Annotated in this window: 14 protein-coding genes; 5 read left to right on the top strand and 9 right to left on the bottom strand. The window is 71.5% G+C overall.

All coding sequences use genetic code 11. The features are described from left to right. Positions 1 to 27: 27 nt before the first annotated feature. Positions 28 to 576: a type 1 glutamine amidotransferase domain-containing protein gene (locus BLS25_RS16105; RefSeq protein ID WP_074697038.1), complete on the bottom strand. Its 549-nt coding sequence runs from the start codon at positions 574 to 576 to the stop codon at positions 28 to 30. Between the two features lie 142 nt (positions 577 to 718). Here BLS25_RS16105 and BLS25_RS17015 point away from each other — a divergent pair, with 142 nt between their 5' ends. After that, a complete protein-coding gene (locus BLS25_RS17015; protein ID WP_156371708.1) occupies positions 719 to 859 on the top strand; it encodes a hypothetical protein in 141 nt (46 codons plus the stop codon). Between the two features lie 282 nt (positions 860 to 1,141). Here the strand turns inward: BLS25_RS17015 and BLS25_RS16100 are convergent, their stop codons facing one another. Continuing rightward, positions 1,142 to 2,632, bottom strand: a complete 1,491-nt coding sequence (locus tag BLS25_RS16100) for an MDR family MFS transporter (RefSeq protein ID WP_056230115.1) — start codon at positions 2,630 to 2,632, stop codon at positions 1,142 to 1,144. A 194-nt stretch (positions 2,633 to 2,826) separates the two neighbouring features. Here BLS25_RS16100 and BLS25_RS16095 point away from each other — a divergent pair, with 194 nt between their 5' ends. Continuing rightward, entirely contained in the window at positions 2,827 to 4,767 is a 1,941-nt protein-coding gene (locus tag BLS25_RS16095; RefSeq protein ID WP_074697036.1) for an ABC transporter ATP-binding protein, read from the top strand. Between the two features lie 134 nt (positions 4,768 to 4,901). Here BLS25_RS16095 and BLS25_RS16090 read toward each other — a convergent pair whose 3' ends face one another. Genes BLS25_RS16090 through BLS25_RS16065 form a run of 6 tightly spaced genes read right to left on the bottom strand, consistent with a single transcriptional unit; the run spans position 4,902 to position 11,455 of the window. Next, entirely contained in the window at positions 4,902 to 5,798 is an 897-nt protein-coding gene (locus tag BLS25_RS16090) for a glycosyltransferase family 2 protein (RefSeq protein WP_074697034.1), read from the bottom strand. Then, positions 5,795 to 6,925, bottom strand: a complete 1,131-nt coding sequence (locus tag BLS25_RS16085) for a cysteine desulfurase family protein (protein WP_074697032.1) — start codon at positions 6,923 to 6,925, stop codon at positions 5,795 to 5,797. The genes BLS25_RS16090 and BLS25_RS16085 overlap by 4 nt, the downstream gene beginning before the upstream one ends. Then, positions 6,922 to 7,779 (bottom strand): carboxylating nicotinate-nucleotide diphosphorylase, encoded by an 858-nt coding sequence (gene nadC / locus BLS25_RS16080; RefSeq protein ID WP_074697030.1) that lies wholly within the window; start codon positions 7,777 to 7,779, stop codon positions 6,922 to 6,924. The genes BLS25_RS16085 and nadC overlap by 4 nt, the downstream gene beginning before the upstream one ends. Next, positions 7,773 to 9,389, bottom strand: a complete 1,617-nt coding sequence (gene nadB, locus BLS25_RS16075) for an L-aspartate oxidase (protein WP_081349903.1) — start codon at positions 9,387 to 9,389, stop codon at positions 7,773 to 7,775. The genes nadC and nadB overlap by 7 nt, the downstream gene beginning before the upstream one ends. After that, complete coding sequence (gene nadA, locus BLS25_RS16070) at positions 9,386 to 10,717, bottom strand: quinolinate synthase NadA (RefSeq protein WP_074697029.1); 1,332 nt, start codon at positions 10,715 to 10,717, stop codon at positions 9,386 to 9,388. The genes nadB and nadA overlap by 4 nt, the downstream gene beginning before the upstream one ends. Before the next feature lie 12 nt (positions 10,718 to 10,729). Then, complete coding sequence (locus tag BLS25_RS16065) at positions 10,730 to 11,455, bottom strand: NUDIX hydrolase (protein ID WP_056230168.1); 726 nt, start codon at positions 11,453 to 11,455, stop codon at positions 10,730 to 10,732. 149 nt (positions 11,456 to 11,604) lie between these two features. Between BLS25_RS16065 and BLS25_RS16060 the strand changes: the two genes are divergently transcribed. Continuing rightward, positions 11,605 to 12,780 (top strand): MarP family serine protease, encoded by a 1,176-nt coding sequence (locus tag BLS25_RS16060; protein WP_074697027.1) that lies wholly within the window; start codon positions 11,605 to 11,607, stop codon positions 12,778 to 12,780. Positions 12,781 to 12,834: 54 nt separating this feature from the next. On the opposite strand, the gene BLS25_RS16055 is transcribed toward BLS25_RS16060, so the two are convergent. Then, entirely contained in the window at positions 12,835 to 15,426 is a 2,592-nt protein-coding gene (locus BLS25_RS16055) for a LuxR family transcriptional regulator (RefSeq protein ID WP_074697025.1), read from the bottom strand. Between the two features lie 142 nt (positions 15,427 to 15,568). Between BLS25_RS16055 and BLS25_RS16050 the strand changes: the two genes are divergently transcribed. Then, complete coding sequence (locus BLS25_RS16050) at positions 15,569 to 16,963, top strand: CSLREA domain-containing protein (protein WP_074697023.1); 1,395 nt, start codon at positions 15,569 to 15,571, stop codon at positions 16,961 to 16,963. A 100-nt stretch (positions 16,964 to 17,063) separates the two neighbouring features. Beyond that, positions 17,064 to 24,653, top strand: a complete 7,590-nt coding sequence (locus BLS25_RS16045) for an Ig-like domain-containing protein (RefSeq protein ID WP_143017987.1) — start codon at positions 17,064 to 17,066, stop codon at positions 24,651 to 24,653. Positions 24,654 to 24,686: the final 33 nt, after the last annotated feature.

Here is a 24,686-nt window from a genome sequence, read left to right as displayed (position 1 = left end):
AGTGCGGGGCCCCTCGTCGCGGAATGCTCAGGCGGTCTGGCCGGAGTGCTTTCCTTCGGCGACCTCTTCGACGAGCTTCGCGTTGAACGCGGGCAGGTCATCGGGGTTACGACTCGAGACCAAGCCCTGGTCGACGTGCACCTCTTCGTCGACCCACGTGGCACCGGCGTTGCGCAGGTCGGTCTGCAGCGTGGGGTAGCTCGTGAGCGTGCGGCCCTTGAGCACGTCGGCCTCGGTGAGGATCCATCCGCCGTGGCAGATGACGGCGACCGGCTTGTGCTGGTCGAAGAAGCCACGGGTGAACGACACGGCGTCCTCCACGATGCGGATGTCGTCGGCGTTCTGCACGCCGCCGGGGAGCACGAGGGCGTCGAAGTCGCCCGCCGAGGCGCCGGAGACGGAGAGGTCGACCTTCTGCTCGTGGCCCTTCTCGCCGCTGATGCTGTCGTCGTTCGGCGAGACGAGGACCGCCTCGGCTCCGGCGGAGGTCACGGCCTCCCACGGGCTGGTCAGCTCGCTGTCTTCGAATCCGTCGGTGGCGAGGAACGCGATGCGTTTTCCGGTGAGGTCGGTCATGGGAAGCCCTTCTTTCTCGATCGGGGGTGCTTCCACGCTATGAACCGGGCGAGACGAAGAGACGGGGGTTGCGGATGCCGGACCCCGGCGTTACCTGAACCGCGCGGCCCCCGCGCTCGCGCGCAGGCGTAGCATGGAGCGCATGTCCGCTGACACCACCTCTGACACCACCGCCGCGTCGAAGCCGCTGATCGCGCTGCTCAACGCTCCCGGTGTCGAGACCGACACCACAGAGAAGCCTTCCGCGTCGCAGTGCTGCGGCGGCGGTTCCTGCTCGCTCTGATTCCGTGCTGGTGCGTGTCGCGCTGGCCCTCGCCGCCGTGAGCGCCCTGGCGCTGCGCCGGCGCGTGTCGTCTTGATTTCGCGCCGTGGCTTTTCGCTCTGACGTCAGCCAGCGCTTGTCACGCTGAACGCTCGCTTCGCGTGTCGCATCGACGCCGCGTCGGCGCGTGCCTCAGTGCGGCGCCGCGCAGGACGGCTGCAGACCCTCCGCCCGTCCCGGGTCGGGGAGCTGGCGTGTCTCGCAAGACCGGGCGGGCGCGGGCGCGCCCACCCGGTGCCGAGGTCAGTGTGCGGCGACAGGCGCGTCGGCGTCTTCGGCCTCCGTCGGTTTGCGGACGAAGCACGCGAGGACGACCGCTGCGGTGGCGATGACCGCGCCGACGATGAACGAGGCGTGGACGCCCGACGCGACGGCTCCGGCCTGATCGACACCACCGGCGAGAGCGGCGCTGGAGAACACGGTCATGATGGCCACGAAACCGGCCGTACCCGCCGCGCCGGCCACCTGCTGCGCGGTGCCCACCACGGCACTGCCGTGCGAGTACAACCGGCGGGGGAGCGAGCCGAGCGCGGAGGTCATCAGCGGTGTGAAGACGAGGCCCAGCCCGAGGTTGAGAGCGAGGTACACCGTCACGATCCACCAGATGGGCGTGTCCTGACCGAAAGTGAGCGCCATCGTCCACAGCACCGCGGCCGCGATCAGCATGCCGGGGATGACGAGCGGGGTCGGCCCGAAGCGGTCGAAGAGGCGGCCGACGATCGGGGCCATCACGCCCATGAGCACGCCACCCGGAAGCAGCATGAGACCCACCGTGAGGCTGCTGAGACCGAGCGCCTGCTGCAGGAAGATCGGCAGCAGGATGAGCGAGCCGAAGAGCGCGGCCATCACGATCGCGACCAGCGGCACAGCGAGACGGAACGACGAACTCTGGAACACACGCAGGTCGAGAAGAGCGGAGTCGGAGCGCTGCAGGCGGAGCTGACGGATCACGAAGACGGTGACGAAGACCGCGCCGACGGCGAGGGGGATCCACACCGGAACGGACGAGTGCCCGGATGCCGACTCGCCGATGGCACTGAGGCCGTAGACGAGACCCCCGAAGCCGATCGCCGACAGGACCACGGAGAGCACGTCGAATCGTGCGTCGGGACGGGTCTGGGTGACGTTGCGGACCCAGCGGGCACCGAGCGCGATGGCCACCAGGGCGATCGGGAGGATGAGCCAGAAGATCGCGTGCCAGGTGAGAGCCGACAGGATGAGGCCGGACACGGTCGGGCCCACCGCGGGAGCGACGGCGATGACGATCGTGACGACGCCCATGACCCGACCGCGCTTGTTCGCGGGGACCAGGTTCAGGACGGTGGTGAACAGCAACGGCATCATGACGCCCGTGCCCATCGCCTGGACGATGCGGCCCGCGAGCAGGACGCCGAAGGCCGGAGCGAGTGCGGCGACGAGGGTACCGAGAGCGAAGATGCCCATCGCGCTGAAGAAGACGACGCGGATGGGGAAGCGCTCGAGGAGGAAGCCGGTCAGGGGGATGACGACGGCCATCGTCAACAGGAACGCCGAAGTGAGCCACTGTCCGGTGGCGGCGCTCACGCCGAAGTCGGCCATGATCGCGGGCAGAGCGACGGACATCGTGGTCTCGTTGAGGATGACGACGAACGCGGCGACGACGAGCAGAGCGATGACGGGGCCGGGGCGGGGCGCGGGCGCCGCGGGTGCGGCGGCGTGGGGTCGGGAGACGGGAACGGTGCCGGTGGCGGCCATGACGAGGTCCTTTGCGTGCGGGGGGCTTCGTGGCGCCACGGAGGGCGACTGCGAGGGTCACAACGGAGGTGCGGCCCGGGTTATTCCGACGGCGGGTCCACGGATCGGAGGAGACCCGCTCGCGACCCTATCGGGTGCCCCCGACACCGCCGGAGCCGGAGCCGGTGTCGGTGGTCGGACGTAGGCTGACGATCATGAGCATGGGGATGGGCGGGAGTATGTTCCGCGGCGTGGATGCCGAGGTGCAGCGCCGTCGCAACGCGCAGGCCCCGCGCGTGGCCCACCTCGGTCGCCGCGTCGTCGACCTGTTCCGGCCCTACCGCGGTCGCATCGTCTTCACCGCGCTCCTCGTCGTGGTGGGCGCGGCCGTCGCCGTCGTCCCGCCGCTGCTGGTGCAGCGGATCTTCGACGACGCGTTGTTCCCCGTCGACGGGTCGAGCCCCGACCTCTCACTGCTCGCCTTCCTGGTCAGCATCATGATCGGACTCTTCCTGGTCTCGGCGGCCCTCAACGTGGGCCAGACCTGGCTCACCGCAACGGTCGGCAACCGGGTCACCGGAGATCTGCGCACGCGTTTGTTCGATCACCTCCAAGACATGGAGCTCGGCTTCTTCACCCGCACCAAGACGGGCGTCATCCAGTCTCGTCTGCAGAACGACGTCGGCGGTGTCTCGGGCGTGCTGACGAACACGGTCACGAGCATCCTCGGAAACGCCGTGACGGTCATCGCGTCGCTGGTGGCGATGATCCTCATCGACTGGCGACTGACCCTGATCGCGGTCGCGCTCATGCCCTTCCTCCTCTTCGTGCAACGCCGCGTGGGCCAGGTGCGGGCGCGCATCGCGGGCGAGACGCAGGAGTCGCTGTCGGAGCTGTCGGCGATCACGCAAGAGACCCTGAGCGTCTCCGGCATCCTGCTGTCGAAGTCGTTCAACCGCCAGCGCACGGAATCCGCCCGCTTCGACGCCGAGAACGACAATCAGGTCCGTCTGCAGGTACGCCGGGCCATGAGCGGCCAGGGCTTCTTCGCCGTGGTTCAAGTGATCATGTCGAGTGTTCCCGCGGTCATCTACCTCGTCGCGGGGTACCTCATCGGAGGCGGCGCGGGAGCGATCACGGCAGGAACGATCGTGGCGTTCACCACCGTGCAGGCTCGGTTGCTCATGCCGTTGATGGGGCTCATGCGCGTCGCGCTCGACGTGCAGACCTCGTCGGCGCTGTTCGCCCGCATCTTCGAGTACCTCGACCTGCGTCCCGCGATCGTCGACGAGCCCGACGCGCGGCCCGTCTCGGCCGCTCCGGGACCGGTGGGGCGCATCGAGTTCCGCGACGTCGAGTTCCGCTACCCCGACGCCCCCGCGCAGGCGCGGCCCACTCTCGACGGCGTCTCGTTCACGGTGGAGCCCGGCCAGCACGTCGCGTTCGTCGGCCCATCGGGCGCAGGCAAGACCACGATCCTCTACCTGACTCCGCGCATGTACGAGGCAACCGGGGGAGCGGTGATGTTCTCGGGCGCCGACGTGCGCACCCTCGACCGGGCCTCGATCATCGACGAGATCGGCATCGTCTCGCAAGAGACCTACCTGTTCCACGCGACCGTTCGCGAGAACCTGCGCTACGCCCGGCCCGACGCCACAGACGCCGAGATCGAGGCCGCGTGCCGCGCGGCGAACATCCACCACGTCATCGCCTCGTTCGAGGCGGGCTACGACACCATCGTGGGCGAGCGCGGCTACCGTCTGTCGGGCGGAGAGAAGCAACGCATCGCGATCGCGCGCGTGCTGCTGAAGGACCCGCCGGTCCTCCTGCTCGACGAGGCGACGAGCGCCCTCGACACGGTGTCGGAGCGCATCGTGCAAGAGGCCCTCGAGACGGCCTCGCACGGACGCACGACCCTGTCGATCGCGCACCGCCTGTCGACGGTCATCGGCGCCGACCGAATCCACGTGGTGGATGCCGGCCGCATCGTCGAATCGGGAACGCACAGCGAGCTGCTGGCCCAGGGCGGCCTGTACGCGAGCCTCGCGGCCGAACAGCTCGCGGCGTCGTTCGTCCTCGCCGAGGAGCAGCTCGACGAAGCGGGCCTCGCCCGTGCCGCCCTTCCCGCGCGACGCGCCGACGAGGCACCCGACTGAGGCGCCCGCCATCAGACCGGACGGGCGCGGGTCCGCCGCGTGCACAACGGCGGAGCTTTCCAACCGCGCGCCGTGTAACGGCATCCGCCATCGGCGTGTCGGGCGGAGCTCCGCGGTTTTGCCCCGGGCGGGCGTCAGCCGGGCAGGGTCTCGACGAACGCCTCGAGCGCGATGCGGTACGCGGGGTCGGGGTGCGACTCGGCGATGCGCTCGAGCGGCGGCAGGTCCAGGGTGCGGATCAGCGCCCCGCGTTCCCGCACGGCCGCGTCGGCTCCGGCGGCCTGCAGGACCGCGATGCCCTCACCGAGAGCGTCGAGGTAATCGCGCAGGATGTCGAGTTCGCTGAGTCGCTGGGTGATCGACCCGCCCTCGCGGCGCTGGCGCCAGTCGACCACGACGTCGGGGATGACGTCGAACCCCGCCGCAAGCGTGTACATGCGCTGCGTGAGGACCTGGTCTTCGTAGTAACGCCCCTCGGGGAACCGCAGGTCGTGCTCGCGCCAGAAGGCGGTGCGGCTCATCTTCGACCACGCCACGATGTTGCCCGAGGCGGCGGGGTGCTCCGCGAGCGTCGTGCGCTCACGGGCGGGATCGGTGGATGCCGACACCCAGGGCTGCACCTCTCCGGCGACGTAGGCGGGGGTGTCGGCATCCGGTCGCAGACGTACGTAGGCGCCCACCACGAAGTCGCTGCCGGTGCGATCGAGCGTGTCGGCCAGGCGCGAGAGGGCGTGGGGGCGCATGACGTCGTCGGCGTCGAGGAACGCGGTGTACGGGGTGTCGACCCGTGCGAGGCCGGTGTTGCGGGCAGCTCCGAGCCCCCGCCGTGAGGTGTGCCGCTCGAGGCGGAACCGCGGGTCGGCGGAGGCGGCGTCGGCGAAGATGCGCGCTGTGTCATCGTTCGAGGCGTCGTCGACGAGGATCGCGCTCCAGTGCGGGTGCGTCTGCGCCCGCAGGGAGTCGAGGGCTTCCTCGGCGAAGGCGGCGACGTCGAACCCGGGGACGATGACGGTGACGGGGGTGGAACTCACCCGCGCGATCCTACGGCGGTGACGGCGGTGGCGACGGCATCTGCCACGTCGTCGAGAGAAGCGGTGAGACCGTGCGGGAGAGTGAACCGCACGGCGGTGCGGGCGTCGTCGTGCGCGACGCCGATCGCGAGCAGCACGTGCGACGCCTCGTCGCTGCCGGCCGCGCACGCGGATCCGCTGGAGGACACGATGCCGCGCCGCTCTAGCTCGAGCAGCACGGTCTCGCCGTTGGTGCCGGGGAAGACAAAGCTCGCCGTCCCGGGGAGGCGATGCGTCGGGTGACCGGTTAGACGCGCGCCGGGAACGAGGGCGAGCACGCGGGCGATGAACGCGTCGCGCAGGGCGCCGACCCGGGCGACCTCGTTGGCCCTTTCGGTCTCGGCGAGGGTGAGGGCGGTGGCGATCCCCACGGCTCCGGCGACGTCGGGGGTGCCCGAGCGACGGCCGCGCTCCTGCCCGCCGCCGTGCAGCAGCGGCTCGAACGGCAGGCGTCCGCGCACGGCCAGGATGCCCGTGCCCTTCGGGGCGCCGAGCTTGTGCCCGGCGATGGTGACGGCATCCGCCCCCGTCCCCGACAGCGGCAGCCACCCCGCAGCCTGCACGGCGTCGAGGTGCAGGGGCACCCCGCGGGCGTGCGCGACGGCGGCGAGCGCGGCGACGTCTTGCACCGTGCCGATCTCGTTGTTGGCATAGCCCACCGACACGAGGGCCGTATCGTCGCGCAGCGCTGCGGCGAGCGCCTCGGGGGTCAGGGTTCCGGTGTCGTCGACGGGTGCGTGGGTGATCTCGACGCCGTGGAGGCGGTGCAGGTAGTCGGCCGAGGCGAGCACCGATTCGTGCTCGATCGCGGTGGTGACGAGGTGCCGCCGCTCCGACCCCAGGACGATCCCCTTGATCGCGGCGTTGTTCGATTCGGTGCCGCCCGAGGTGAACAGCACGTCTGCGGGGCGCATGCCCAGTACGGCGGCGACGCGACGGCGGGCGTCGTCGAGGGCGGATGCCGCGGCCTCACCCACCTCGTGATGGCTCGACGGGTTGCCGAAGTAACGGGTGAGGTACGGGGTCATGGCCTCGAGCACCTCGGGGCGCACGGGGGTGGTGGCGGCGTTGTCGAGGTAGAGGCTCACGCCGTCTCGATGCGGATGTCGAGCCCGAGGTCGAGGGCGGATGCCGAGTGGGTGAGGGCTCCGACCGAGATGACGTCGACCCCGGTCTCGGCGATCGCGCGGACGGTCTCGAGGCTCACGCCCCCTGATGCTTCGACCTGCGCGGCGCCGGCGATGCGGGCGACACCGGTGCGCAGGTCGTCGAGCGAGAAGTTGTCGAGCATGATGGTGCCGACCCCGGCCGCGAGTACCGCGTCGATCTGGTCGAGGCGGTCGACCTCGACCTCGACGTGCGTGGTGTGGGGGAGACGCGCGATCGCACTCTCGAGTGCCTGGGTCACCGACACACCCTGCGCGGTCAGCACGGCGAGGTGGTTGTCCTTGGCCATCACGGCATCCGAGAGCGAAAAGCGGTGGTTGTGCCCGCCGCCGTCGCGCACGGCCTGCCGCTCGATCGCGCGCAGGCCGGGCGTGGTCTTGCGCGTGTCGACGATGCGCGCGCCGGTGTGGGCGACCTCGGCGACGTAGCGGGCGGTGAGGGTGGCGATGCCCGACATGCGCTGCGCGAAGTTGAGCCCGATGCGCTCGGCGGTCAGCACCGCACGCGCAGGGCCCGTGACCACGGCGAGCGTGTCACCGGGGGAGAAACGCTCGCCGTCTGCGACGAGCTGCTCGACGGAGGTCGAGGGGTCGGTGAGGGTGAAGGCGGCGGCGAACACCGCGGCTCCGCTGAAGACGCCCTCGACCCGCGCGACGAGCTCCGCGCGGGCGACGGCGTTCTCGGGGATGAGGGTCTCACTCGTGAGGTCGCCCCACGGTGCGTCTTCTTCGAGGGCGGCGGTGACGACGCGGTCGATGGCGGAACGGGTCAGCATGCGAGCACCTTCGAGGGGGAGGAGGGGGCGGATGCCGCGGCGGCGGGCACGCGGGCGGGTGAGGGGTCGCGAGGGTCGGCGTCGGTCCCCGAGGCCTCGACCGCAACGACGGCGGCGAGGACGCGAGTGTCGGCGCCGACCGCCGGCGCAGCGATCGAACCGGTCTCGGCGTCGGAGCGGAAGTGCGCGCCGACGGATGCCGTGCGCCGCAACGCCGCGTCGACCACGTGCGACGCGACGAGCAACAGGTTCGCGTCTTCGACACCGAGGGCTGCGCCGGCTGTGCGCCACGCGGCGAGGATCCCGGCGGCCCGGGTGAGACCCGCGGCGTCGCGCATGAGCCCCGCGTCGGTCCACATCAGCTGCTGGAGCGCCGCGCGGGTGAAGGGCGGGGCAGCGGCGTCCGGGACTTCCCGAAGGGGGACGGGCGCGACGGCGGCGACGGGCCAGACCGTGTCGCGGCCTACGGCCTCTCCTGCGCGTGCGCCGAACACCGCGCCCTCGAGCAGGGAGTTCGAGGCCAGGCGGTTGGCGCCGTGCACGCCCGTGCGGGCGGTCTCGCCGACCGCGTAGAGCCCGGGAACCGTCGTGCGTCCGTCGAGGTCGGTCACGACCCCGCCCATCAGGTAGTGCGCCGCGGGGGTCACCGGGATCGGCTCGCGACCCCAGTCGAGACCGCGCTCGCGCACGGCGGCGTCGATCGTGGGGAAGCGCTGCGCGAGGCGCTCGTCGCCGATGGCAGTGGCATCGAGCCGCACCGGGCGACCGCCCTGCGCCGCCATCGCGCGCGCGTTGGCGCGGGCCACGACGTCGCGCGGGGCGAGCTCGCCATCGGGGTGGGCGTCGAACGCGAAGCGGCGGCCGGTGTCGTCGACGAGGGTCGCGCCCTCTCCGCGCACGGCTTCCGACACGAGGAACGGTGCGCCCACGGCCAGCGCGGTCGGGTGGAACTGCACGAACTCGAGGTCGGCCACGGCGGCGCCCGCGCGGACCGCCGCGGCGATGCCGTCGCCCGTGGCCCCGAGCGGGTTGGTGGTGTGGGCGTAGAGCTGCCCGGCGCCACCGGTGGCGAGGATCACCGCGTCGGCGGTGAGGCGCTCGCCGCCGTCGAGCTCGATGCCGACGACGCGTCCGTTCGCGATCAGCAGGTCGCGCAGCAGCGCGTGCTCGCGCAGCTCGATGGCCGCGGCCCGGACAGCGTCGCCGAGAGCGGCCTGGATCGCCGCTCCCGTCGCGTCTCCGCCGGCGTGCAGCACGCGCGCGACGGCGTGGGCCGCCTCCAGCCCACGCGAGAAGTCGCCGTCGGCGGCGCGATCGAAGTCCACGCCCCGCGCGACGAGCTCGGCGATGCGGGTCGTGCCCTCGCCGACGAGGACGTCCACGGCATCCGGATCATTCAGACCCGCGCCGGCCGTGAGCGTGTCGGCGGCGTGCGAGGCCACGGTGTCGGCGGGGGAGGTGACCGCCGCGATCCCGCCCTGCGCCCACCGCGTGTTGGTGTCGGGCAGGGCGCCCTTCGTCACGACCGTGACACGGCATCCGGACTCGGCCGCGTGCAGCGCCGCCGTGAGACCGGCGATGCCGCTGCCCACCACGACGACGGTAGTCACTTCACCGCGCCGTTCGGCTTGGCCGCGAGCATGCGCTCGAGGGCGACGGTCGCGGGCTCGGCGACGTCGGCCGGGACCGTGATGCGGTTGACGACCTCGCCCGCGACGAGCGACTCCAACACCCAGGCGAGGTAGCCGGGGTGGATGCGGTACATCGTCGAGCAGGGGCACACCACCGGGTCGAGGCAGAAGATCTCGTGTTGCGGGTACTGGGCGGCCAGGCGCTGCACGAGATTGATCTCGGTGCCGATCGCGAAGGTCGTGGGCTCGGTCGCGGCGGCGATGGCCTTGCGGATGATGTCGGTCGAGCCCGCTTCGTCGGCGGCGTCGACCACGTCCATCGGACACTCGGGGTGCACGATCACGCGCACGCCCGGGTGTTCGGCGCGGGCCTTGTCGATCTGGTCGACGGTGAAGCGGCGGTGCACCGAGCAGAAGCCGTGCCAGAGGATGACGCGGCTGTCTTCGATCACCTCGGCTGTCGAGCCGCCGAGCGGCTTCCGCGGGTTCCACATCGGCATCTGTTCGAGGGGCACGCCCATCGCCTTGGCGGTGTTGCGGCCCAGGTGCTGGTCGGGGAAGAACAGCACGCGACGACCGCGTGCGAACGCCCACTCGAGCACGGTGCGCGCGTTCGACGAGGTGCAGACGATTCCGCCGTGACGACCGACGAAGCCCTTAATGACGGCGGAGGAGTTCATGTACGTCACCGGGATCACGGGGACCAGGCCCTCGGCATCCGGGGTCTCGAGGTCTCCGAGCACGTCTTCGAGCTGTTCCCAGCACTCCTCGACCTGGTCGATGTCGGCCATGTCGGCCATCGAGCAGCCCGCGGCCAGGTTCGGCAGGATGACGGCCTGGTCGGGGCGCGACAGCAGGTCGGCGGTCTCGGCCATGAAGTGCACGCCGCAGAACACGATCGCCTCGGCCTCGGGGCGCTCCTTCGCGGCGTTCGCGAGCTGGAACGAGTCGCCCACGTAGTCGGCGTGACGCACCACCTCTTCGCGCTGGTAGAAGTGCCCGAGCACGACGACCCGGTCGCCGAGCGTCGCCTTCGCCGCGCGGACGCGGGCGTCGAGCTCGTCGTCGGACGCGTCGCGGTACTGCTGCGGCAGCTCGCCCTGGCGCGGCGCCCCGGTGGGGATGACGTCGCCCATCGACGAGCCGGGGCCGTAGCCGGGGCGCGTGTCGAAGTCCCAGGGGCCGACGGCGAGGTCGGTCGTGCAGGTCGCATCGGTCGAGGCGCCCGAGACGATCGCCTGGATCGCGTGGTCGACGCTGGGGTCGATCGCGGGGCGGGGCTGCAGGGTGAGAGGCGTGGCGGACATGGGCGTTTCCGATCAGTGACGGGACGGGAGCGGGCCGCGGTCGGCGAGCTCCACGTCGCGGTTGTAGCGGTAGAGGCGGGCGGGTCGGTGGCTTCCGGTGCGGAAGCGCTCGGTCGGGATGAGGGTGTCGGACGTGTCGACCTGGCGACGGAAGTTCGCCGGGTCGAGGCGCTTGCCGAGGATCGACTCGGTCACTTCACGCAGGTCGGCGAGCGTGAACTCGTCGGGCAGCAGGCCGTGGGCGATGCGGCTGTAGCCGACCTTGTTGCGCAGGCGCCACAGCGTGTACTCGACGATGTCGTTGTGGTCGAAGGCGAGGGCCGGGAGGTCGGTCGCGTCGAACCACTCGACGTTCTCGGGGGCGTCGCCCTCGCGGGCGTGCGCGGCCACCTGGGCGTCGACCTCGTCGGAGCGCAGCAGCGCCCAATAGACGATCGACACCACGCGCGTGGGGGAGCGGTCGACCGCCCCGAACGCGTACAGCTGCTCGAGGTAGCTGGGGGTGAGGCCGGTGGTTTCGGCGAGGGTTCGGGATGCCGCGGCGTCGAGCCCCTCGCTCGCGTCGAGCCAGCCGCCGGGCAGCGCCCACCGCCCGCCGAACGGATCGCGTGTGCGGCGCACCAGGGGGAGCGAGAGGACGGGTTCGTCGTCGGCGTCGCGGCGCACGCTGAAGATCACGGTCGACACCGCGACGCGCACGTCGGCGTCGCGGGACTCGGGCTGAGGGGTTCGTGTCATGGTGACCATATCTCCGGAACCGATCTTAGTGTCATTCCGACTCGAAGGGCGAATTCGCGGGGCCGGGCGCACAGGCCCGCCCGGCCCCGCGCGTCGAAAGGGTTCTCTCAGACGGGCGTTCTAGCCTCGAAGCGAACACAGGAGGTCGGATGCCGATCGTCGACATCGCCCTGATCGCCCTTCTGGCGGTCGCACTCGCCGTGGGGCTCTCCCGGGGCTTCCTCGCCACCATCGGCTTCTTCGCGGGGCTCGCGCTCGGGGCGGTCGCCGCCTACTGGGTGCTTCCGTTCGTGGGGCAGTGGGTCACCGACCTCGCATGGCGAGGACCCGCCATGATCGGCGCGGGCATCGCCCTGCTCGTCATCGGCTCGGGTCTCGGCAGCGCCGTCGGCAATTTCTTCCGGCGCGGCGCCGACCGCATCAAGCTGCGCGTGCCCGAGCGCCTCCTCGGCGGTGTGGTGAACGTGGCCGCCGCCGCCCTCACCATCTCGTTCGTCGCCGGCTCCCTGACCCCGGTCGGCGTGCCCGTCGTCTCCGCCGCGCTCGGCTCCTCGACCGTGGTGCGCACGATCGACGACCTCACCCCGGCACCCGTGCGCGGAGCGCTCGCCGACCTGCGCGGAACGATCTTCGCCGACGGCATCCCTCGCCTGGGCGAGCTCATCCAGATCGGCCCGGTCCCCACGACTCCGAGCATCGCCCTCGACGACCCCGCACTGACCCAGGCGGCGCAGTCGGTGGCGCGGATCTCGGGCACCGCCTACGCCTGCGGCATCACCTCGAGCGGGTCGGGCTTCGTCGTCGCCGACGGCCGCGTCGTCACGAACGCCCACGTCGTCGCGGGCGTGGACACCCCGCTGGTCGAACTGCCGGGTCGTCCGGCGCGCGAGGGACGCGTGGTGTACTTCGACCCGGTCGACGACATCGCGGTGATCTCTGTGGATCAGTTGGATGCCGCCTCCCTGCCGATCGCGCAGACGCTGGCCGTCGGTTCTCCCGCCGTCGTGCAGGGGTACCCGGGTGGCGGCCCCTTCACCTCGGGGAGCGCGCAGATCCTGTCGGAGGGCACGGTTCCGGTGCCCGACATCTACGACGATTCCTCCGCCCCGCGTGACATCTACGCCCTGGCCGGGATCGTCCGGCCGGGCAACTCGGGCGGCCCGTTGCTGACCACGTCCGGTCAGGTCGCGGGGATCGTCTTCGCTCGATCCGACACCGACGACAACGTCGGCTACGCCATGACCCCCGCCGAACTCGAGCCCGTGATGGCCCAGATGGGGTCGTTGTCGGCTCCCGTGGCATCCGGAAACTGCACGCGGGGCTGACGGACCACGCCCGTCGGCGGCCGCGTCACACTCCGCGGGCGGGCACCTGCGAGGTCACGCGATCGCGGCGGCGGTGACGACCTCGCGGAGTTCGTCGCGCCCGCTCACGCCGAGCTTGCGATAGACGGCGGCGAGGTGGTTCTCGACCGTGCGGTGCGACAGGCCCAGGCTCTCGGCGATCTCTCGATTGCGTGCTCGGGTGGCCGCGGCGCTGGCGACGGCCCACTCGCGCGCCGTGAGCAGGTCGGCGACGCCGGAGCGCGCCGTCGGCGAGGGCGACAGGAGCGCACCGACGCGGGTGACGATGACGCGAGCGCGGCGGGCGGCGGTCGCCGCGTCGGGGTGGGCTCCGAGCGCTAGCGTCTGGCGGGCCGCGTCGTAGGCGGCGGCGAGGTATCCGGCCGTCTCGAGCCCCTGGGCTGCGGCGACGAGCGCGGTGGGATCCCCCTGCTCGAGGGCTTCTCCGTATGCGACGAACAGGCGCACCGAGGGGCCGGCGTGGTGGGCCGGAAACCGGCGCAGCACCGCGAGGACCGCGGACGGCTGCCCCATGCGGATGGCGCTCAAGGCGGCGAGAGCGAGCCACCAGTCGTGGTGGCGTCCCTCGGCGGCTTCCACGGCGCGTTCCACCGGGGCCGCCGGTGACGGCGCACCCGCACGGAAGGCGAGCCACGATTCGGCTTGCGCCGCCTCGAGGTCGGTGATGACCAGAGCCCGCATGCCCGGGGTGAGCCGGTCCAGGCATTCCTGCGCCTCCGCGGGACGCCCGAGCCAAGCGGCGACCGTCGCGCGCGTGCCGATGGCCAGCCCCTCGAAGGCGAGGAGGTCCCGCCACGCGAGCTCGTACGTCGCCTCGCGGGCGTGCAGCAGGGCGCCGTCGGCATCCCCCTGCATGAACGCACTCCACGAGGCGCCGAGCGTCCAGATGCCCACGGCCTCGCTGAGGCGGTGCGTCGCGTGCTCGCGGAACGCCTCGCGCGCGGCGGGGAGGTTGGCGTCCGCGCAATCGGCGACGGCCTCCGCGTAGTCGAACAGTTCGGCGGCGTGCCGGATGACGGCGAGCGCCGCCTGCGCGTGCGGGCGCCCGGCGGCGATCCCCGCGCGGGCGGCGACCGTGTCGCCCGACAGGCAGGCCGCCAGGACGGCCGACAGCATGGGGTCGAGCGACGCGACCGCCGCCTCGGCTCCGTCGGTGCCCAGGCGACCGCCGGTCAGGGTCTCGCGGGGCAGGTCGCCGAGCATGATCTGCCACTTGGTCATGCTCGTGCGCAGGAACGCGGCTGCTTGGGGATCGGTGATCCGCTCGAGGGCGTCACCCGTCACGCGGTAGGCGCGCGCGGGGTCCTCTCGCCGGAGCGACCAGTACGAACCGGCGCGCGATGCGGCCAGCGCCAGGGCGGCGTCATCGGGCGCGACGCGGACGGCGAGGTCCATTGCCCGGTCAGCTTCGTCATGGCGTCCGAGCAGCCACAGGGACTCTCCTCGCAGCACGACCGCGTCGGTCGGTACCGGTTCTCGCCGCTCCTCCGCGAGGGCGAGGGCACGAGAGCCGAGGTCGACGGCGAGCGCGTGGAAGCCCAGGGCGGTGCAGGTCCGTGCGGCGGCGGCGAGCTCTTCCGTCGCGGGCGGGGTGTCGCCGTCGCTGGCGAGGGTGATGCGGGTGAGCCGACTGCGGGGATCGTCGTACCCGGTGAGTCGGGCGGACGCGTGCGCAGCGGTCTCGCGGCGGTGGGCGGGTGGCATCCCGTCCGAGATCACCTCGCCCACGAGCGGCGAGACGATGCGCACGCGATCGGGGGTGCCGACGGCGAGCCCTGCCTCGACCAGGGCGGCGACATCGGCTTCGGCGAGGACGTCCCGGGGAAGCGACGTCGACACCGCCAGCAGTCCGAGCGCCTCCGCTCGAGCGCTTCCGGCGAGCTCGACCCACTCGGCGACGAGCTCGCGCAGACGGCTCGGCGGTGAGGGCCGCCCCAGGTCCAGCCCGAGCGGGGTCTGCCGGGCCAGTCCCGAGCGCAGGGACTGCGCGACGAGGAGGCTGAGGAACAGCGGATGCGCGCCCACGCGGTCCAGGAACGCGACCAGGCTCGGCGGGGAGACCCGGCCTCCCGCGGCCAGGTCGATCACCGCGACGGCATCGTCGTCGCTGAGCGGGGGCACCGCGATGCGCTCGAGAAGCCCCTCATCACCGAGGCGACGGAGGGGCGCGGGGAGCGTCTGCCCGACGCGCGCCGTCAACAGGACCCGCACCCCGTACGACCGGACGAGTTGATGCACCGCGGCCGCGGACACGTCGTCGAGCCACGCGGCGGCATCGATCACCAGAACCGTCGTCTTCGCCGTGCCGGCCAGTCGCGCCGTCACGCGCTGCAGGCGGCGAGCGGGATCGTCGTCGGCTTCTCGAGTCGGGTCGAGCCGCAGCAGAGGAAGAAGAGCAGCGAGAGGGATGCCACGGAGCTCGGGCAGCGCGAAGGTGCGCACGACGTCGAACCCGCGCTCGCCGAGGCGATCGGCGAGGTGCTCGGACAGATGAGTGGCGCCCGCGCCGGGCACGCCCTCGATGAGCCACGCGCGGCCCCGCCCGGCCTCGATACGGTCGGCGAGGGCGGCGACCCGGTCGCCGTCGGGGGCACCCGGGCTCTTCACGTCGATCAGTATGCCGTGCGCGTGAGGACCCTCGGCGCAGTCCTGTCCGATTCACGTCGTTGGAGCCGTGTCGGGTGGTGTCGGCATGAGTAGGTGGGTTCCACCTAGGGGTTGACAGTCCGCCGTCAGCGAACATGAGCACATGCTCTTGGGTGCCCTGCGTGATTCCGGTCGAGCCATCGCGTCGTCGTGGTGGAGGCTGCTGGTGGTTCAGGCGATCTTCGCCGTCGCTCTGACCGTGGTCTTCTTCGCCCTTGGCGTCGCGCTCGCGGCCCAGGGCACCGCCCTGTACGACTGGGTGTCCGAGGCGCCGGCGACGGTCGAGCCTCGCATCGCCGCCGTCGGTGTGCTCGCTTCGGCTATCGTCGCCCTGGCGGGTTCGCCCCTCGTCCTCGTCACGATCGCGGCGCTCGCGCGCCTGGTCGACGCCTCGCTGGCGGGTCAGCGCCCGCGGATGTGGCGCTCGGTGGTGACAGGGGTGCGTTTCGTCCCGCGTCTTCTCCTCGCCGCGGGGATCTCCGTCCTCGCCGTCGCCCTCGCTTTCATCTGCGCCCCCTTCGTGAGCGTGCTGGGCCTTCTCGCGCTCGCAGTCCTCGGCATCCGCTCCCTCATGCGCCGTCGAAGCGGACGACCGGATGCCACCCGCTGGCGCCTGTGGCTGGTGCTCGCCGTGCCCTTCGGGGTGCTGTGGCGCGTGCTCCCCACGGCGGTGCTGCTCGTGCCCGCCGCCGTGCTGGAACCGGCGTGGCCGCGCGCGGCCGTGATCGCCGCAGAGAAGGCGGCAGCCGGTCGTCGCTGGCAGGTTCTCGGGGCGTGGCTGCTGAGCGTGCTCGTCGCGCTCGCCCTCGTGACCGCGACCGGTCTGCTCGGGCAGACGCTCGATGCCACCTCCGGCGCTCTGCTGTCGGGGGTCGTGCCGCTCGTGCTCGCTCCGCTGCCTCTGGTGGTGGCCGTCGCGCTCTATCGTCGTGCGGCGGGCCCGTCGGGGCGTATCTTCGCCATGGCATCGCCCGTGGTGCCCTCGACGACGCCGGTGCCCTCGCCGGTGATGGCGCGCGTGGCGACGGCCGTGGTGATGGCGCTGGTCCTGCCCCTGGGGGCGGCGACCACGGGCTCCGCGGCGATCGCTCAGGATGCCGTCACCCCGGTCACCTCGTTCACGGTCACCTCGGCGGCGGACACGACGGATGCCACGGCCCTCGCGTCTCAGAAGGCTTCGTGTCTCGCGGGCGGCGGGGACTGCACCTTGCGCGCCGCTCTCGCCGCTGCGGCGGACGTCGCCGCGTCGGGGGCGCCGCGGGCGACGATCACGATCTCGGGTGCCTCGGTGATCACGCTGGCGGCTCCTCTGCGCTTCGAGCCCGACACGGTGACTACCGGCGGTGGATCCGGCGGCACCGGGGGAGAGGAACAGCCGGGAACGGGGGAGGACCACCCCACCCCGACGCCGGCCCCGTCCGAGACGACGCCTTCGGAGACGACCCCGTCCGAGCCCCCCCGCTCCCGTGCAGACGGAGAATCCGTCGGAGGGCGGTGACCCGTCGCCCACGTCTTCGGAGACACCTGCGCCCTCGCCCGAGCCCTCGGCATCCGAGGCTCCCGCTGCATCGTCGACGGGCGAGCTCGGCAGTGCCGTCATGAAGCTCGCGTCGAACGTCGTCACGTCGGCGCAGACCACCTCGGAGCAGTCGCCGTCCTCCGACGAGTCGCCGTCGCAGGAGACCGGCTCGGGCGGGGGAGCCGGCGGAGGGGGCACCTCGGCGATCACGAGCGGCACTCTCGACATCATCGGCAACGGCGCCGTGATCGACGGTGGCGGAACGATGCGCCTGCTGTGGGCCGCGAGCGATCACTGGGCGCTCTCGATCAGCGACCTCACCCTGCGGGGCGGCTTCGACACGTACACCGGCGGAGCGCTCATCGCCGCGATGACGTCCACGACCCTCACGCGCACGGTCTTCCGCGGCAACCAGGGCGGCTTCAGCGCCGGTGCCGTGTTCGCGCGCGACCTGACCGTCGACTCGAGCACCTTCCTCGACAACACTCTCTCGCTGGGTTCCGAGGGCTCGCGTGGCGCGGCGATCTACACCACGGGTGCGACGACCATCGTCAACTCCACGTTCGGCCGCAACAAGATCACCGACCAGTGGGACAAGACGCGCAATCAAGGCGCGGACGTGTGGGCCGACGCCGGCATGACGGTCGTCAACTCGACCTTCGTCGACTTCGACGGCGGATCGCTGGGCAGCCCGTCGACCAGCACCGACGGGGGCGCGGTGCCGACCTCGACGGTGCGGAACTCCCTGTTCAGCACGAACGCGATCGATACCCCCGCCCTCGCCTGCTCTGGTCGTCTGTCGGGCGACCACAACGCGCACGCTCAGGGCGACGGCAGCTGCCCCGGCTCGCCGACCGTGAACCGCGGCCAGTCGTACTTCGGGGCTTTCGATGAGACCGGCGCCGTCCCCGTCTATCCGCTCGGCGGGGCGCAGCTGAACGTTGTCGCCGGCACGGGAATCGACTGCCCGAGCCTCGACGCGCGCGGCGGCCACCGCCCCGCACAGGGGTGCGATCTGGGAGCGATGCAATTCGACGGCTCCACCGTTCTCTCGGCCAGCGCGGAGCCGGATGCCGATGTTCGCGGCAGCGCGACCTTCCGGGCCACGGTGCGGGCGATCACCCCGAGCACCGCGCAGGGCACCGTCACCTTCACCGTCGACGGCGCGACCTACGGTCCGATCCCGCTCACGCAGGCATCGATCCCCAACGGCATCACCGACACCGCCGTCGTGCAGGTTCCGGGTCTGAAGGGCGGGGCGTCCTACGACTACTCCGCGGTCTTCACCGGCAGTTCTCCTTACACCGACAGCACCTCGATCACGCAGACTCTCACGATCGCGGGCGACGTCGTCGCGGTCTCGCTGGCCTGCGCGCCGGAGGCCCCGCTGGCCGCGTGCTCGGGCTCCGACTGGACCCTGGAAGATGCCGCGGCGCTCACCGCCGTCGTCTCCGTCGCCGACGATCAGCCGGGCACGGTCGTGCTGTCCTCCGACGCGGCCGGCAAGACCGTCGTCGCCGGGCCGGTCGCGGTGGCCGAGGGGGCGGCATCCTTCCTCCTCTCCGCCGAGACCATCGGCGTCGGCCGACACGCGCTCTGGGCCGTGTACACCCGCGACGACGCCTCCGGTGGCGGTGCGACGGCGAGCCCGCAGACACTGCTGATCCGCTCCGCGGCCACGGTCACCCTGGCGTTCCCGGCGGCGACCGCCGTCTACGGCGACCCCGTCGGAGCGGCCGCGACGGTGACCGTCAGCGGGCAGGGGCCCATCCCGACGGGCACGGTCTCGGTCGGTGGCTACACCGCCACCCTCGACGCGCAGGGCCGCGCGGTCGTGCCGGGCGTGCGCTACGGGTGGGGTACCGATTCCTTCACCGCCACGTACTTCGGTGACGAGGTGTACGGCCGAGCGGCGTCCGAGAGCGTGGGGCTCCACCTCACGGCGGCGGAGACGACCACCGCCTTCGATTCCTCGAGCCCCTCGTCGGTGACGGCCGGACTTCCGTTCACGACGACGGTCGTCGTCGACACGCTCTCCCCGAGCACGGCGACGCCGAGCGGGGCCCTGACCCTGCTGTCGGACGGTGTCGCGGTGACGGCGGCGAAGATCGGGGTGGTCACGGCGAGTGATGCCCGGGCGGTCTACACGGTCGTCGTCCCCGGCGATGCGCTCGCCGTCGGCGACCACGTCCTGACGGCCGCCTTTTCGAGCGCGTCCGGGTTCTCGGCATCCGTCTCGGCAGCGCACCCCGTGCGGGTCCTCTCGACCGCGACGACGACCGCTCTGCAGGCGTCGTCGACGGCCGTGCACTGGGAGGATTCCGTCTCGTTCACCGCGACGGTGACCACCGGCGGCGACGCACGGATCCCCACGGGTTCGGTGGAGTTCGTCCGGGGATCGTCCGTGCTCGGGTCGGTGGCCCTGGCCGCGTGCGCGACGGGTTCGGGATGCGCCACCGCGACCTTCACCGCCCCGGCCGGGTCGCTCGGCGTGGGCGGGGGCGCCGTCACGGCCCGATACGTCGGATCGCCGGTGTTCGCGGGGTCCGCGTCGAACGCGATCGACGTCACCGTCGCGCGGGCCACGCCGACGCTGACCGTCGACGCCCCCGGCTCCATCGCGTACTCCGCGGGAGCATCCGTCGAGGTGACACTCGCCGCGAGCGGGCTGAGCCCCGAGACCGCCATCGTGACGCTGCGCGCCGTCTCGGCCGACGGTGCCACGACGTCGCTCGGATCCCTCTCGCTGGCCTCGGGTGCCGCGCGCGTGCGCGTCGGCGGCGCGCTCCTCCCCGGGGCGTACACCCTGGTCGCCGACTTCGGTGGTGACGAGCAGTTCGACCCCGCGTCGACCTCGCGGTCGCTCTCGGTCACCGCCGCACCGACGAGCACCACCCTCGACACCGACGAGTCGCGAACCCTGCCGTGGAACAGCGACCTGGGAGTGGGGGTGAGCGTGAAGAACGCGGCGGGAGACGACCGCCCCGACGGCGTCGTGATCGTCACGCTGACCAACATCGAGGTCGGACGCGTCGCCCTGTCGTCCGCCGATGACACGGGCGTCGCGGGTGAGCGCCACGTCGTGGTGCCCGTCACCTTCGGTGCGCAGATCCCGAGTCTCGCGTACTCGGGTGCGCTCACCGCGAGTTTCGAGCCGACCGGGCCTTTCGGCGGGTCTTCGGCGAGGGATGCCACGGGCTCCCTCGCCGCGCAGAAGATCACGCTGACGCCGCGCGAGACGCAGGCCGCGGTCACGGCGACGGCGCAACTCGGCGGGTTCGTCGAAGCCGTCGCGACCGTCAGCGTCCCCGGATCCCCGGCCGGGTTCGTCGCCCGCGGCGCCGTGCGCTTCGTCCTCACCGGACCGGATGGCCGCGACATCGGCGACGAGACCGCCACGCTGGAGAACGGTGTCGCCAAGCTCTCGTCGACACGGCTCGGCGGCATCCGCACCACCTCTCTGGGCTGGTACACCGTCTCGGTCACGTACCTCGGACAACCGTGGGACGACCGGTACGTCGCGCCCCCGGGCGGGAGCTACGCGTTCGACCAGGCGCAGTTGTTCGCGGGAGCGCCGACGTTCGCTCTGACCGCGCCGGCCGCCGTCCAGGTGGGATCGACGCTGTCTGTCCCCGTGACGATGAGCGGCAGGGTGACGCCCTCCGGCACGATCCGTATCCGCAGCGCCGACAACCTCCTCGGCGACCTCGGCACGACGGTTCCTCTCGAGAACGGGTCGGCCACGGCGACCTTCCCGCTGCCCTCGGCGCTGAGGAACATGGATGCCGATTACCGCTTCGTGATCGACTACTCCGGTGACGACGCGAACACGCGCAGCACGAGCCAGGAGTTCACCGTTCGTGTGACGCGCGTCCCCACCCGGGTGGTGCTCGCCCCGGCCGACCAGCGGCCCGGTGCGACAGCGGTCTTCTCCGACACGGTGACCTCCTACCAGGTAACGGTCGACGCCGCCGGGCTTCAGCCGACGGGCTTCATTCAGCTCACGCGGAACGGAAAGCCGTTCGCGACCGGTGCGGTGACCGCCACCGGTACCGTGCGCGTGTCTGCGCGGACGTTCGCGGCGAGCAGCGGCACCGTCGAGGCCCGGTTCCTCCCCGATGAGGATCGCTTCGCGCCGAGCTCCGCCGAGATCGCGCAGGACTGGGTCGCCGCGCCCGTCGTGGTGACGCTGGATCCCGGCCAGCCGCAGGCCGGTCGGATGAGCCCGGTGACGGTGTCCGTCCGATACGCCCACGAGGCGAATCCGCTCCTGCTCGGCGATACGCTGCCGACTCACGCCCCGCAAGGCTCCGTGGTGGTCAACGACGGACGGGGAGCGACGTGCACCGCCTTCGTCGGCCCCCGAGACGGTGACGGCGACCGGACGGCATCCGGCGCGTGCGATCTCGCTTTCGGCGAAGGCGGTTACCGCGTCCTGACGGCGAACTACCTCGGTGCCGACAACTACGCACCAGGCTCGGGGTCGGCGTTCGTCGAGTTCGACCGCTCGGAGCCGACCGTCAGCCTGGCTGTCGGCCAGAACGAGCGGTGGGGTGGCCTGACCACCGTCCCCGTGTCGTGGTCGGTAGCGGGGCCGCGTGCGGCAGGCGATCTCGGCACGATCGAGATCCGTCGCGGCGACACCGTGGTGTGCACGGCGGCGGTGCTCAGCGGCACCTGCCAGGTCACGTTGCCGGCGTACCAGCGGACGACCGATGACGCTCTGTTCACCCTCGAATACAGCGGGACGACGGCGTGGAAGCCGGCGACCGTCACGCGACAGGGCCGGATCGTCGCGTGCGTCCCCTTCGCGGCACCCTCCTCGTCTCCGGCGGGTTCGGCGAACATCGAACTCGTGACGGCCCCCGACTGCGGAGGGGGCGCGGGTTACTTCGAATCGACGCCCGTCTTCGTGCGGGTCACGCCGGGAGAGAAGTACGACGTCGACGACGTCGCCGTCAACGGCGTCTCGCTCGGAGCGACCACCGGCCAGTTCGTCGACCCGCCCGTGTCGATCGCCGGACCGAACGCCCTGCGCCCTATGACGGTCACTGCGACCACGAGCGTCCGGTGCGTTCCCGTCATCCTGTCGGTCCAGAACTACGACGGGGCCGTCCTGCCGGTCGACGCGCTCCGCTACGACGTTCGCGGCAAGTGCGGTTACACCGTCAAACGCACCGGCGATCGGGTCGAGACCACCGCCGCGTGGGATTCCGACCTCACGGTCTCGATCGACCGCTCGAAACTGCGCTCACGCGAGCAGTTCGTGGGATGGGGAGACGGCGCGCAGCTCATCAGCGGCGACGGCGTCCGCGCCGACTCGATCACCGTGAAGGTGACGCCCGACACCGCTTTCGTGTCGGCTGCGGTGGGGCCGAAATGCTACGCGCTTCCCGAGATCGCCCAGCCGATCGGCGGCACCATCACGATCGACACCCCGTCGAACTGCTACGACCGGGTGACCGGCACGTCGGCGTACCGCTTTGGGACGACCGTCGTGGGAACGCTGAAGGACGCGGGTGCCGGCGCCAAGACGTACTTCGCCTCGTGGGCGGGCAGCACGGATCGATACTCGCCGATCTCGGAGAGCACCGCGCCACTGGGGAGCCGCCGGTTCTCGTTCTCGGTTGGTGATCGCCCGTTCACGGTCGGTGCCACCTACGGCACGTGCGTCTCACTCTCGACATCGATGGTGGGCGATCTGTACCGCGACGCGAAGGTCGACATCCAGACGCCCGGCAATTGCCCGGCGGTCGGCGGCACGGCGTCTTCGCCTTGGTACCTCTCCGGCACCGCGGTGACCATGGAGGCTACGGGCGGCTCCAGCGGACTGACCTTCCTCGGGTGGGCGGGGCTTCCGGTGAAGGGGTCGGCCAACGCGATCGCGAAGGTGACCGCTGTCCTCACCCAGGACACCTCCGCGGTCGCGGCGTACGGCAAGTGGCAGAACTGCAAGCGGATCGACCTGTCGTCGCAGCCGGCGGGTGCTCTCGACGTCAGCCTCGACTTCGGCCCGCAGGGCAACCCGTGCGACGTGCCGTACAAGGGGGTGAACGCGCGCTTCTACGATCAGGGCACCGCGAGCGGTCAGGAACTCACGGTAAACGCGACGCCGATCAGCGAGGCCGCGAAGGGCGCCACGATCGTCTGGGCCTCGAGGTCCAACACGTTCACGGACGTCGGCAACGGGCCGACGGCGAAGGAGGACCGCCCCTCGGTCAACATGTGGCAGGAGGGTTCGTCCTTGTCGCAGAAGTTTCACGGCGACTCGACCGTCGTGGCGCGAGCGTGCGAATTCGCTTCGATCTCGGCGCGAATCCTCTCGCCCTCGGGCGCGGTGCTGCCCGATCTGTACGCGACCAATCAGGTCAAGGGCAGTCCGATCGAGGACTACATCTCGACCGCTCCGGCCGACTGCGGCGTCGGGGGGAACCCGCGGTACACGCGGGGCGGGTACGCGTGGCTGGCGGGGACGGATCTCCAGCTCCGGGCGGCCGTCGACCCCGAGGCGTTCAACGTCGTCTCGTGGGAGGGCGACGCCTCGGGCAGCGGCGCCAGCCCCGACGCGCCCGTGGTGCTCTCCGGCGCGGGACGCACGGCGGACGGCGACTACGTGCACAAACGCGTGACGGCGACGTTGCAGGCCAAGTGCTACACGCTGTCACTGCCGCACGACACGCAGCGGCTCACGGTCATGACCCCGCCGAACTGTCCCGGGGAGGAGCAGACGCTTCCCTGGCTGGACGATTCGATGGGACCTGTGGCGTTCACGATGACGCACCCCACGACGTATCGCTATCTCGGCGGCACGGACGTCGTGGTGCGCGCCACTACGGGAGGCGACCCGCGGTTCCGACACTGGACGTCGGGCGCGGACTCCACGAGCAGCGAAGATGGGGAGTACGCTGGCGTTCACATGTCCAGCGACAAGACGCTCGTCGCCTACTACTCGTCGACGTCGATCTCGGAGGACTTCAAAGACTTCGGCGACAGCTTCGTCATGACGATGTCGACGACCGCGAAGGTCATGACCGGCTTCGCCACGGCTGCGGCGGGAGCGTACGTCCGCTCGCTCACCAGCGTGGTGGGCATCGCGGGAGTGGCGCTGTCGGCCACCGCGGACGCGTTGACGGCGCTGAACGTGAGCGGAAAAGCCGTCGACGGGATTCGAAGCGCGGGGCAGACCATCAACTCGGTCGTGGACATGTTGGCGGCTCCGTTCGATTGCCTGACCGCCTACTCCGCCGGGGGCGACGACAACATGTTGTTCGCCATGCAAAGTTTCATCGGCGGTGGTATCGCCCTCGGTGCCGGCTACGGGACGCAGACGAAGACGGTCTTCGGCACCTCGACCCGCTTCACCAAGATGGTGAATTCCGTCGAGTCGGCCCTCATCGCGGCTGAGCCCGCACTGGCGGGGGTCTCGGCGACGGGACTGGCCATCAAGGCCACGGTCGCGGCGTCGCAAGCGAAGGCGAAAGCGGCCAAGGGCGGGCAGACGGCGGCCGGCGTGTGGACGGACAAAGCGGGGACCAACGCCTTCGCCGCGTGCATGCAGAAGAAGATGGCCGCGGGCCTCGATACCCTCGCCTACGCGGTCACCTTCGGCGATTACACCCCCTCGAGCGACGCGTCATGGCTGAAGGGCCTGGCTCCCCGTACGGGGTGACGGTCGCCGCGGGGTGACAAGCGGCGCGGGTGA

The organism is Microbacterium testaceum StLB037, from assembly GCF_900104345.1.
Classification (GTDB): domain Bacteria; phylum Actinomycetota; class Actinomycetes; order Actinomycetales; family Microbacteriaceae; genus Microbacterium; species Microbacterium testaceum_A.
The sequence above is the reverse complement of the archived record's forward strand: the minus strand, read 5'-3'. Positions and strand labels throughout refer to the sequence as shown.